The organism is Streptomyces sp. NPDC029216 (assembly GCF_040648015.1).
Lineage (GTDB): Bacteria > Actinomycetota > Actinomycetes > Streptomycetales > Streptomycetaceae > Streptomyces.
The window spans coordinates 1-10,520 of sequence record NZ_JBEZWL010000201.1 but is presented as its reverse complement, the minus strand read 5'-3'; the positions used below and the strand labels follow the sequence as shown (position 1 = coordinate 10,520).

Genomic DNA, 10,520 nt, shown 5'->3' with positions numbered 1-10,520 from the left:
CCCCGACCCGACCTCGGCCACCAACCCGTCTTCAACGCGCATCGCGCGCCCCCGCCGCCCCCCCCCCCCGGCCGGCGACGGCACCCACCGGAGGGACCGGTCCGAACGGACCGGTCCCTCCGGTGCGTTGCGGAGCCCGGCGCGGTCCCTCGGGGATATCGTCTGGTGGTGGACCAGCCGACCCCCCAGCCCGCCAAGCCGGGACCCGAGGACCAGTCCGTCGTCTGCGCGCGCTGCGGCGCCCGCTCCCCCAATGGCGCCCCGCCCACCTGGACCTGTTCGGTGGAGAACGGGACCAGACAGTACTTCTGCGTCGACTGCGCGCGCGCCAACCTCCGGGCGATCGAGGGCCGGCTCGACTCCGCCTGGTGGTGACACCCGCTCAGCCCGTCGGCCCCATCCGCCCCGGGACTCAGTCCTCGGGCGGGAACCCCGGCAGCCAGGCGTCGAGTTCGTCCCGCAGCCGCACCGTCGCACCCAGCTGGCACAGCACCCCGATGGTGCTCAGCGTCACCCGGTGGATCAGCAGGTAGGACGGCGGCAGGTTGATCTGCCGCCCCAACTGGTGGGCGGGAGAGCGCGGATCGGCGATCCGCGCCGCCTGCCCGCGCAGCCACGGCCGGGTGAAGGTGAACTCGTCGGCCTCGGCGGGCTCGATGATCGGCTTGAGGTAGTCGAGCACCGCGTCCGGGTCGAGGTCGATGGACTCCTTCACGAACCCCTCGGCGCACAGGTGCCCGTAGACCCCCTCGGCGTCCCCGTCCAGGGTCATCCGCAGGGACCGGCCGATCGGCTTGGGCCAGCCGCCCGGAAGCCGGTCCACCGTCCCGAAGTCCAGCACGCCCAGCCGCATCCGGCCGTCCGCCCCGGTGATGAGCCGGAAGTTCCCCGGATGCGGATCGGCGTGCAGCAGCCCGGTGCGCGCGGGACCGGAGAAGAGGAACCGGGTCAGCAACTGGCCCGCCCGGTCGCGCTCCTCCTGCGTGCCGTCGGCGATCACCTCCGACAGCGGGGTGCCCTCCAACCACTCCGTCACCAGCACCTGGTCGCCCTGGTGCACGACGTCCGGGACGAGCACGTCGTCGTCCCCGTCGAAGGCGTCCGCATGGGTGCGCTGCGCCTCGGCCTCCAGCTCGTAGTCCAGCTCCTCCGCCACCCGGTCGCGCAGCTCGGTGATCAGCGGCTTGACGTCCATGCCCGGGATCAGCGGCCCCAGCAGCCCGGCGAACCGGCCCAGCTGCTTGAGGTCCGACAGCAGCGCCTCCCCGGCCCCCGGGTACTGGACCTTGACCGCCACCTGCCGCCCGTCGTGCCACACCGCCCGGTGCACCTGCCCGATCGAGGCGGCCGCGGCCGGCTTGTCCTCGAACTCCTCGAACAGCTCGCGCCAGTCCTCACCGAGCCGCTCCGCCAGCACCTGGTGCACCCGCGCCGCGGGCAGCGGAGGAGCAGCTTCCTGAAGCTTGGTCAGCGCGGCCCGGTAGGGCCCGACGACCTCCTCGGGGAGCGCCGACTCGAACACCGACAGGGCCTGCCCGAACTTCATGGCACCCCCCTTGAGCTCACCGAGCGTGCGGAACAACTGCTCGGCGGTGCGCTGCTGGAGCTCACGGGCGACGATCTCGGCGGACTTGCCGCCGATCCGCTTCCCCAGCCCCCAGGTGGCCCGCCCCGCTATGCCGAGCGGCAGCGCGGCCAGCTTGACCGTGCGGGTGACCGCCTTCCGGGGAAGATCAGACATACGCCCCTCCAGTTCCCAGACTGCTGTGCCGCGAGCGGCCGTTCGAGGCGCCCCTCGGCCCCCCGACGCATCCTGCCATGGCCGTCCCGCCCACCGGACCGGGGCACCTCCCGCGGAGCCGGCCGGAGTCAGGCCGCTCACGACCGCACCGCCCCGGGCTCCGCCGCCGGTACCGCCGCCCCGCACGGGCAGTCGGGATGCGGGTCCAGGCCCGAGCGCTCCCAGTGCAGGCCGGGCAGGGCGGCCTCCCAGCGGGAGCCGGTGGAGGCGGGCAGGCGGCCGTCGAGGAAGGCCAGGGCGTGGGCCGCGGCCAGGCCGGCCACCGCCGTGGACAGCCCCAGGTCGCAGGCGGCCCCCTCCCGCCGCCGGTGTGCCGACCTCCACTGGACCAGCATCCGCGGCCAGGCCGGGTCCCGGCCGACGCGCTCGCGCTCCATGCACCCGGCGCAGGCCGTCACCCCCGGCAGCACCAGCGGCCCGACCAGCCCCGTCCCCTCCAGCACCCCCGCGTACAGGTGCGGGGTCCCCGTCGCCACCCAGTCGGCGGCCGTCGCCGGATCGGGCGCCCATGCCTGGAGCCCGTCCCGGGGCGCGACCACCACCAGCGCCACCTCCGGCCCGGGCCCCTCCGGGTCACCCTCGCGCGGAGCCCGCCCCGGGGCCGACTCCCGTACGAGCGCCCGCGCGGCCTCGGCCCGCAGCCGGCCCACGCTCCCCGGGCCCAGCCCGCCCGGTGCCACGTCGGCCGGCTCCACCCGGCCCCCGTCGAGCACCTCGACCCGGCCCACCCCGGCCCCCGCCAGCACGGCGGCGATCACCGCCCCCACCCGGCCGCTGCCGCGCACCCGGACCCGTATCGCCCTGCGGGCCGCGATGCCCCGTAAGTCACCCCCGGGCTCGCGGTGCACCAGGGAGAGCGAGCCCAGATCGGGCCCCAGCCGCTCCAGCGCCTCCGGCCGGCTCCGCACGGCCTGGGCGCGGGGCCCGCCCGCCGTGGCGTCGTCGAGCAGTCCGGCCCCCGCGAGCCGGCGGACCAGCCCGTCGGCCAGTCCCTCCGGCAGTCCCATCCCCTCGGCCTCCGCGCGCAGCAGTTCCATGCCGCGCGTCCCGTCGATCCGGTCGATGAGCGAACCGGTGGCCGTGTCCACCGGGCCGAGCACCACCGCGTGCGCCGGGGTCACCCCGAACTGCACCGTCTGCAGGTCCCGCCACGCCCGTGCCAGCGCCGGCTTCACCTTCGGATACATCGCCGCCTCCTTCTGTCGCCGTGTCCTCGTGTTCCTCCGTCACGATGCCCGGCCGCCGCGGCCCGTGTGGAAATTTGTCCACAGGCAGGGGGTATTGGGCATATGAGATGAAAGGGAGGGGGAGCTTCCGGGTGGTTTCCGGGTGCGTCCGGGGGCGCTCGCGCAGGGATCTTGTTCGAACCGCGGACGTGCGGGACTTCCGCGACGGCGACCGGGTACCTTCGAGGCGTGTCCGCCGACCCACCCCAGCGCGCCGTCGAAGTACGCCGGAGCGCGCGCCGCCGCAGGACCGTGTCCGCCTACCGCGAGGGTGACCGGACCATCGTCCTGATCCCTGCCCGCATGTCCGAGGCGGAGGAGCGGCGCTGGGTGGGCGTCATGCTGGACAAGCTCGCCGCCCAGGAGAGCAGGCGCACCCTCGGCGACACGGAACTCACCGAACGCGCCGAGCGTTTGTCCGAGCAGTACTTCAGCGGCCGCGCCCGCCCCCGCTCGGTCCGCTGGGTCACCAACCAGAACACCCGCTGGGGTTCCTGCACCCCGGCCGAAGGCAGCATCCGGCTCTCCCACCGGCTCCAGGGGATGCCGGAGTACGTCGTCGACTACGTGCTGGTGCACGAGCTGGCGCACCTCCTCGTCCCCGGCCACGGGCCCCGGTTCTGGGCGCTGCTGGAGGCGTACCCGAAGACCGAGCGGGCCCGCGGCTTCCTCGAAGGAGTGGTCGCGGCGGAGCGGCTCCCCCGCATTCCGGCCGCCCGCGAGGAATGACCTTCTCGTGCGGAACGCGATGTGTACCGGGTCGGTACCGGCTTGCCCGGATGTCGGCCGGAGCCGTTAGCCTGAGCGGCACACCATCGCGCGCACGCAGCCGGCGGCATGGGATCGAGCAGGCACGCAGCCACGCACTCACACTCGGGACGGGGGACGGTCGGACATATGGCCAGGGAATTCCAACGCGGCCACAAGGCCAGGATCAGTGATCTGACGGCGGGCACCGATCTGTACGTGGGTGTGCAGATCGCCGGGCCCGGACTCACCTTCGACATCAGCTGCTTCGGCCTCGACGCCGACGAGCGGCTGTCGGACGACCGCTACTTCGTCTTCTACAACCAGCCGAAGTCGCCCGAGGAGTCCGTCCAGCAGCTCGGAGCGCAGGCCGGCGACACCGAGTCCTTCCGGGTGACTCTGGACCAGGTTCCCGCGTCCATCCACAAGCTGTCCTTCACCGCCACCCTCGACGGCGACGGACAGATGTCGCAGATCGGCCCCGGCTACATCCGGATCGTGGCCGGCGGCGAGGAAGTCGTCCGGTACTCGTTCACGGGCTCGGAGTTCAGCACCGAACGCGCCCTGATGATCGGTGACTTCTACCGCAAGGACGTCTGGCGCTTCGCCGCCGTCGGCCAGGGCTTCGACGGCGGGCTCGCCGCGCTGCTGACCCACTTCGGCGGCGAGGTCGCCGAGGAGGAGGAGCAGCAGCAGCCGCAGCAGGCCCCGGCCCCGGCCCAGCCGCAGGCCGCCGCCCCGTCGTTCGCCCCGCCGGCCCAGGCCGCCGCCCCGGCCCCGGCCCCCGCGCCGTCCTACGGCGCCCCGGTCCACCAGCAGCCGCCCGCCCCCGCGCCGTACGCCCAGCCCCAGCAGCAGCCCCCGGCCCCGGCCCCAGCCCCGGCCCCGGCCCCGGCCGTGCACTCGGCCCCGACGATGGTCGGCCCGCTGACCCCGCCCGCCCCGGCGACCCCCTACGGCCAGCCGCCCCACCCGCCGCAGCAGCCCGGCCCGCCCTCGTACGGCGGCGGCCGCCAGCCGCAGCAGCCCCCGTACGGCGGCCAGGTCCCGCCCCCGGGGCCGGCCCCCGCCCCCTACGGCCAGCAGCCACAGCCCTCGTACGGCGGCCAGGTCCCGCAGCAGCAGGGCTACCCGCAGCAGCCGGCGCAGGGCTACCCCCAGCAGCAGGGCTACCCGCAGCAGCAGCCCCAGCAGGGCTACCCCCAGCCCGGCCAGCCCCCGTACGGCCAGCAGCCCCCGGCCCCCTACGGCCAGGCGGCCCCGCAGGCCGCCCCCGGGGCCGGACCGGGCCTCGCCGCCGCGCTCCAGCTGTACAAGGAGGCCCCCACGGGCTCCCGCTGGACCGCGCAGAACCAGCAGCTCATGCGGGTTGACCTGGCGATGGGCGGCCAGCCCGTCCTGGCCCGCCAGGGCAGCATGGTCCTCTACCAGGGGAAGGTCGACTTCAGCTACAAGGGCGCGGGCTTCGCCGGCCGGATCGTCGGCAACGCCACCGGCCAGGAGATGCAGCTGATGCGCTGCTCCGGCCGCGGCCAGGTCTTCCTCGCGGAGAACGGCGCCCACCTGCACGCCATCGAGCTCCAGGGCGACGGCATCTGCGTCTCCTCCGAGAGCGTCCTCGCCTTCGACGAGTCCCTCCACCACGAGGTCCGCCGCATCGAGGGCCACGGCATTCCCGGCGGCGCCCTGTTCACCATGCTCTTCCAGGGCACCGGCACCGTGATCGTCAAGACGCACGGCACCCCCGTCGTCCTGCCCGTCACCCCGACCACCTTCGCCGACAGCAACGCCATCGTGGCCTGGTCGGCGGCCTCCCAGGTGATCGTCTCCAGCCAGGTCCGGCTGCGCCGCAACGCCTACCCGGGCCACAGCGGGGAGACCGTGAACCTCCAGTTCCGCGGCGCCCCCGGCAACTTCATCGTCGTCCAGCCGTACGAGGTCTGAGGGAGCCCGACATGAACCCCATGAACCAGCAGCTCGCGGGCTACGCCCCCACCCCCGTCACGGCCCGCATGGAGAACCACGGCCGCGCCATGCTCAAGGTCGCCATGCAGAGCGGCCAGGACCTCTTCGCGCGCACCGGCTCGATGGTCGCCTACGAGGGCTTCGTCCAGTACGAGCCCAACCCGCCCGCCGTACGGCAGATGGCCTCCCAGTGGCTGACCGGCGAGGGCGCTCCCTTGATGAAGTGCACCGGCGACGGCCTGCTCTACCTCGCCGACTACGGCGCGGACGTCGTCTGCATCAACCTCAACAACGACGCCCTCTCCGTCAACGGCACCAACCTGCTCGCCTTCGACGCCCACCTGCAGTGGGGCGTCGAGCGGGTCAAGGGCATGGCGAAGTTCGCCGGCCAGGGCCTGTTCAACGTCCAGGTCTCCGGCACCGGATGGGTCGCCATCACCTCCCGCGGCACCCCGATCGTCGTCGACTGCGGCCGCGGCGAGGACGAGACGTACGTCGACCCCGACGCGCTCGTCGCCTGGTCCCCCAACCTCAAGGTCAAGGGGAAGCGCAGCTTCAAGGCCTCGTCGATGATCGGCCGGGGCAGCGGGGAGGCCTACCAGATGGCCTTCTCCGGCCAGGGCATCGTCGTCGTACAGCCCAGCGAGGACAGCACCGACCGGCTCCGGACCCGGGGCTGAGGGGGAGCGGACACACCATGCAGAGCTCACTTTTCGGCCACGCCGAGCAGCAGTCCCAGGAGCGCTACACCGTCCAGAACCCGCAGCTGCTGCGGGTCACCCTGGCCGGCTCCGACGACGTCCTCGCCCGCAAGGGCTCGATGGTCGCCTACCAGGGCATCGTCGACTTCGACGGCGAGTACCAGAGCAGCAGCCAGCGCGGCGCCCGCCACCGCACGGGCGAGGGACTCGACCTGATGCGCTGCTCCGGGCAGGGCACGGTCTACTTCGCGAACCTCGCCCAGCACGTCCACGTCCTCGACGTCGACCAGGACGGCCTGACCGTCGACAGCAGCTACGTCCTGGCCATGGACTCCACCCTGCACGCCGAGGTCATCGCGGTGGACAGCCAGTACGGGATCTCCGGCTCCGGCAAGTACCAGCTCAACATCACCGGCCGCGGCAAGGTCGCCCTGATGACCTCCGGCCAGCCGCTGATGATGCAGGTCACCCCGGACAAGTACGTCAACGCCGACGCCGACGCCATCGTCGCCTGGTCCACCTCGCTGCGCGTGCAGATGCAGGCCCAGACCCACTCCACCGGCGTCTGGCGGCGCCGCGGCAACACCGGCGAGGGCTGGGAGCTCAGCTTCCTCGGCACCGGCTTCGCCCTGGTGCAGCCCAGCGAGGTACTGCCCCCGCAGAACGCCCAGCTCGGCCAGGGCCTCGCCGCCCAGTACGGCATGGGCCAGCACGGCGCGCACGCCCAGAACCAGAACAACGTCTGGAACTGACCGGGCGGACATGACCGAGGGGCGGACCCACAGGGTCCGCCCCTCCGTCACGTCACACCCTTACGCGCCCAGCCGCGCCCGGGTCGCCTCCACCAGCCGCACCACCGAGGTGTCGGCCACCGAGGCGACCTCCTCGTACGGGAACCAGCGCAGGTCCAGCGACTCGTCGCTGATCTCCGCCTCCGCGCCGGCCGGAGCCAGCGCCGCGTACTGCACGTCCAGGTGCCAGTTGCACGGCGCCGGGATCGGGTGCCGGTCCAGCCGCACCGGCCCGCCCTCCAGCAGCGTCAGCCCGGAGCCGATGCCCGACTCCTCGACCGCCTCGCGCAGCGCGACGCCGGCGAGCGTGCTGTCACCGGGCTCGCAGTGACCGCCCATCTGCAGCCACAGCCCGAGCTTCTTGTGCAGGGTCAGCAGGACCCGGCCGCGCACCGGGTCGATCACCAGCGCGCTGCCGGTCACATGCCCCGCCTGGCAGGGCTTGTACATGCCGTCCGGATGCTCCGCCAGGTGCTCCAGGTAGACCTCCCGCAGGTCGCGCTGCTGCTCGTCCTGCCCCTCGAAGGCCTTCAGGACCAGTACGGCGTCCTCGTGCAGACTCACTTCTTCTCTTCACCCTCACCCTGGTCGCGCTTCTCGGCAGCCTCACCTAGCATCTTGTCGATCTCCGAGAAGTCCAGGTGCTCACGGTGCACGAAGCCGTCCGGGTCGTCCAGGTCGGAGGCCGTCGGCAGCATGTCCGGGTGCTCCCACAGACCGTCGCGGCCGTCCACCCCGCGCGCGTCCGTGAGCGAGGCCCACAGCCGCGAGGCGTCCCGCAGCCGGCGCGGCCGCAGCTCCAGCCCGATCAGCGTGGCGAAGGTCTGCTCCGCCGGGCCGCCCGAGGCACGCCGGCGGCGCATCGTCTCGCGCATGGCGTCCGCCGAGGCCAGCCGGGGCTTGGCCGCCTCGTGCACCACGGCGTCCACCCAGCCCTCGACCAGCGCGAGCGCCGTCTCCAGGCGGGCCAGGGCCGCCTTCTGCTCCGGGGTGTCCTGCGGCTGGAACATACCGCCCTGCAGCGCCTCCTGGAGCTGCTCCGGGTTCGACGGGTCGAGCTGGCCGACCACGTCCTCCAGCTTCGAGGTGTCCACCTTGATGCCCCGCGCGTACCCCTCGACCGCACCGAACAGGTGCGAGCGCAGCCACGGCACGTGCGCGAACAGGCGGGCGTGCGCCGCCTCGCGCAGGGCCAGGTACAGGCGCACCTCGTCCGAGGGAACGCCCAGGTCCTTGCCGAAGCTCTCGATGTTCAGCGGCAGCAGCGCCGCCCGCCCGGCCGGGCCCAGCGGCAGCCCGATGTCGGTGGAGCCGACGACCTCGCCCGCGAGCACGCCCACGGCCTGGCCGATCTGCTGGCCGAACATGGCCCCGCCCATGGAGCGCATCATGCCGAGCAGCGGGCCCGCCATGGCCTGCATCTCCTCGGGCAGCACGCTGCCCATGGCGGCGCCGACGCGCTCGGCGACCGGGTCCACCAGCTCCTTCCACACCGGGAGGGTCGCCTCGACCCACTCGGCGCGGCTCCACGCGACGGCCGCGTTGGCGCCCGACGGCAGGGAGGTCACACCGTCCAGCCACAGGTCGGCGAGGCGCACCGCCTCCTCGACCGCCGACTTCTCGGCGACGCCGACGCTGGCGTCCTTCACGCCGTCCGCCGTGCCCTGCGCGACGGTCTGGCGGGCGATGTCCTTGGCCATGTCCCAGTTCACGGGACCGCCCTCGTAGCTCAGCATCTGGCCCAGCTGCTGGAAGGCGGCGCCGAGGTCGTTCGGGTTCATCGAACCGAACATCGCGGCGAACGGATTGTCCGCACCGCCGGGAAGGCCGCCGGGGCCGAACCCGAACGGATTCCCGGGGCCGCCCTGGCCCCCCTTCTTGCCCTTGTCGCCGTCCTCCGGCTCCTCCGGCGGAAGGCCGAATCCGAATGGGGTGTCGCTCACGGGTTTCCTCGGCTCGTAGGGCCGCCGGCGGGTGCCGACGGGCAATGGTCCGACAACACCACCCAGCGTAGACACCACTCCCGCTTCCGGGCTCGGTGCTCCGCCGACTCCTGGGCTGCGGCAGGATGGACATCACCTGGTGGGTACGCGTCACGGCGCGTCCCCACTGAAGACAACCGCTGGAGACGCCCGGTGAGTTCCCCAGATCCGCAGGCTCGCGCGCCGCACGACGCCGAAAACCGCCCTGAGCACGGCGACAGCGCCCCCGGCGTTCGCCAGCCGCGAAACGAGGCCGCCCCCCGCCGCCGCAGCCCCGTGATCGCGGTCACCGGGGCCGCCTCCGGCGTCGGCGCCGCGCTCGTGGGCCGCCTCGCCGAGTCCGACGAGGTCAAGCAGGTCATCGCCATCGACGAGCGGCGCGGGGACTGCGCCGACGCGCAGTGGCACGTCCTGGACGTCCGGGACCCCGCCATCGCCGACCGGCTGCGCGGAGCGGACGTGGTCGTCCACCTCGCGCTCGACCTCGACCTGGAGACCGACCCCGCCGCCCGGACCGCGTACAACGTACGCGGCACCCAGACCGTGCTGACCGCCGCCGCGGCCGCCGGGGTGCACCGGGTCGTGCTCTGCACCTCGGCGATGGTCTACGGGGCCCTGCCCGACAACGACATCCCGCTCTCGGAGGACTCCGAGCTGCGGGCCACCGCCGAGGCGACCGGCGTCGGCGACCTCCTGGAGATCGAGCGCCTGGGCCGCCGCGCCCCCCGCGCGCACCCCGGCCTCAACGTGACCGTGCTGCGCCCGGCCGTGCTGGTCGGCGGCACGGACACCGCCCTGACCCGGTACTTCGAGTCCCCGCGCCTGCTCGTCGTCGCGGGCTCCCGGCCCACCTGGCAGTTCTGCCACGTCGAGGACCTGGTCAGCGCCCTGGAGTACGCGGCGCTGGAGAAGGTGGAGGGCGAGCTGGCCGTCGGCTGCGAGGGCTGGCTGGAACAGGAGGAGGTCGAGGAGCTCAGCGGGATCCGCCGCATGGAGCTGCCCTCGGCGGTCGCCCTGGGGGCGGCGGCCCGGCTGCACCGGATCGGCCTGACCCCGTCCCCGGCCGGGGACCTCGCGTACACCATGCACCCGTGGGTGGTCAGCGTCAGCGGGCTGCACGCGGCCGGCTGGCGGCCCCGCTGGACCAACGAGGAGGTGCTGGCCGAGCTGCTCCAGGAGGTGGCGGGCCGGCACACCGTCGCGGGCCGCCGCCTGGGCCGCAAGGACGCCGCCACGGCCGCCGGAGCCGCCGGCGCGACGGTGGCCCTGCTCGGCGCGGCCGCCGCGGTCCGCCGGGCCCGTCGGCG

At 73.7% G+C, this 10,520-nt stretch carries 10 protein-coding genes; 6 read left to right on the top strand and 4 right to left on the bottom strand.

Features of this window, described 5'->3' with window-relative positions:
- The first annotated feature begins 168 nt into the window (after positions 1 to 168).
- Positions 169 to 375 carry a hypothetical protein gene (locus AB0F18_RS36360; protein WP_362068894.1) on the top strand — a complete coding sequence of 69 codons (207 nt, stop codon included), beginning with the start codon at positions 169 to 171 and terminating at the stop codon, positions 373 to 375.
- A gap of 37 nt (positions 376 to 412) precedes the next feature.
- On the opposite strand, the gene AB0F18_RS36355 is transcribed toward AB0F18_RS36360, so the two are convergent.
- The gene (locus AB0F18_RS36355; RefSeq protein ID WP_362068891.1) at positions 413 to 1,741 is read right to left on the bottom strand and encodes an AarF/ABC1/UbiB kinase family protein; all 1,329 of its coding nucleotides are present in this window, start codon (positions 1,739 to 1,741) and stop codon (positions 413 to 415) included.
- 137 nt (positions 1,742 to 1,878) lie between these two features.
- Positions 1,879 to 2,988: a ThiF family adenylyltransferase gene (locus tag AB0F18_RS36350; protein ID WP_362068889.1), complete on the bottom strand. Its 1,110-nt coding sequence runs from the start codon at positions 2,986 to 2,988 to the stop codon at positions 1,879 to 1,881.
- Between the two features lie 228 nt (positions 2,989 to 3,216).
- Here AB0F18_RS36350 and AB0F18_RS36345 point away from each other — a divergent pair, with 228 nt between their 5' ends.
- From AB0F18_RS36345 to AB0F18_RS36330, 4 genes are all read left to right on the top strand, one after another.
- Positions 3,217 to 3,756, top strand: a complete 540-nt coding sequence (locus AB0F18_RS36345; RefSeq protein WP_362068886.1) for a M48 family metallopeptidase — start codon at positions 3,217 to 3,219, stop codon at positions 3,754 to 3,756.
- Between the two features lie 168 nt (positions 3,757 to 3,924).
- A complete protein-coding gene (locus tag AB0F18_RS36340; protein WP_362068883.1) occupies positions 3,925 to 5,718 on the top strand; it encodes a TerD family protein in 1,794 nt (597 codons plus the stop codon).
- A gap of 20 nt (positions 5,719 to 5,738) precedes the next feature.
- Complete coding sequence (locus AB0F18_RS36335; RefSeq protein WP_351879530.1) at positions 5,739 to 6,419, top strand: AIM24 family protein; 681 nt, start codon at positions 5,739 to 5,741, stop codon at positions 6,417 to 6,419.
- A 17-nt stretch (positions 6,420 to 6,436) separates the two neighbouring features.
- A complete protein-coding gene (locus AB0F18_RS36330; RefSeq protein ID WP_362068880.1) occupies positions 6,437 to 7,192 on the top strand; it encodes an AIM24 family protein in 756 nt (251 codons plus the stop codon).
- A gap of 60 nt (positions 7,193 to 7,252) precedes the next feature.
- On the opposite strand, the gene AB0F18_RS36325 is transcribed toward AB0F18_RS36330, so the two are convergent.
- Positions 7,253 to 7,795, bottom strand: coding sequence for an NUDIX hydrolase (locus AB0F18_RS36325; protein WP_362068877.1), 543 nt, complete (start codon positions 7,793 to 7,795; stop codon positions 7,253 to 7,255).
- Positions 7,792 to 9,174: a zinc-dependent metalloprotease gene (locus AB0F18_RS36320; RefSeq protein WP_362068874.1), complete on the bottom strand. Its 1,383-nt coding sequence runs from the start codon at positions 9,172 to 9,174 to the stop codon at positions 7,792 to 7,794. The genes AB0F18_RS36325 and AB0F18_RS36320 overlap by 4 nt, the downstream gene beginning before the upstream one ends.
- 192 nt (positions 9,175 to 9,366) lie before the next feature.
- Here AB0F18_RS36320 and AB0F18_RS36315 point away from each other — a divergent pair.
- Positions 9,367 to 10,520 (top strand): SDR family oxidoreductase (locus tag AB0F18_RS36315; RefSeq protein WP_362068871.1); only part of this gene is annotated, 1,154 nt, incomplete at its 3' end.

Excerpts from the sequence above, each read along its gene's own strand:
- AB0F18_RS36340 (WP_362068883.1), top strand. The coding sequence starts at position 3,925 with ATGGCCAGGGAATTCCAACGCGGCCACAAGGCCAGGATCAGTGATCTG.
- AB0F18_RS36330 (WP_362068880.1), top strand. The coding sequence starts at position 6,437 with ATGCAGAGCTCACTTTTCGGCCACGCCGAGCAGCAGTCCCAGGAGCGC.
- AB0F18_RS36335 (WP_351879530.1), top strand. The coding sequence starts at position 5,739 with ATGAACCAGCAGCTCGCGGGCTACGCCCCCACCCCCGTCACGGCCCGC.
- AB0F18_RS36355 (WP_362068891.1), bottom strand. The coding sequence starts at position 1,741 with ATGTCTGATCTTCCCCGGAAGGCGGTCACCCGCACGGTCAAGCTGGCC.
- AB0F18_RS36350 (WP_362068889.1), bottom strand. The coding sequence starts at position 2,988 with ATGTATCCGAAGGTGAAGCCGGCGCTGGCACGGGCGTGGCGGGACCTG.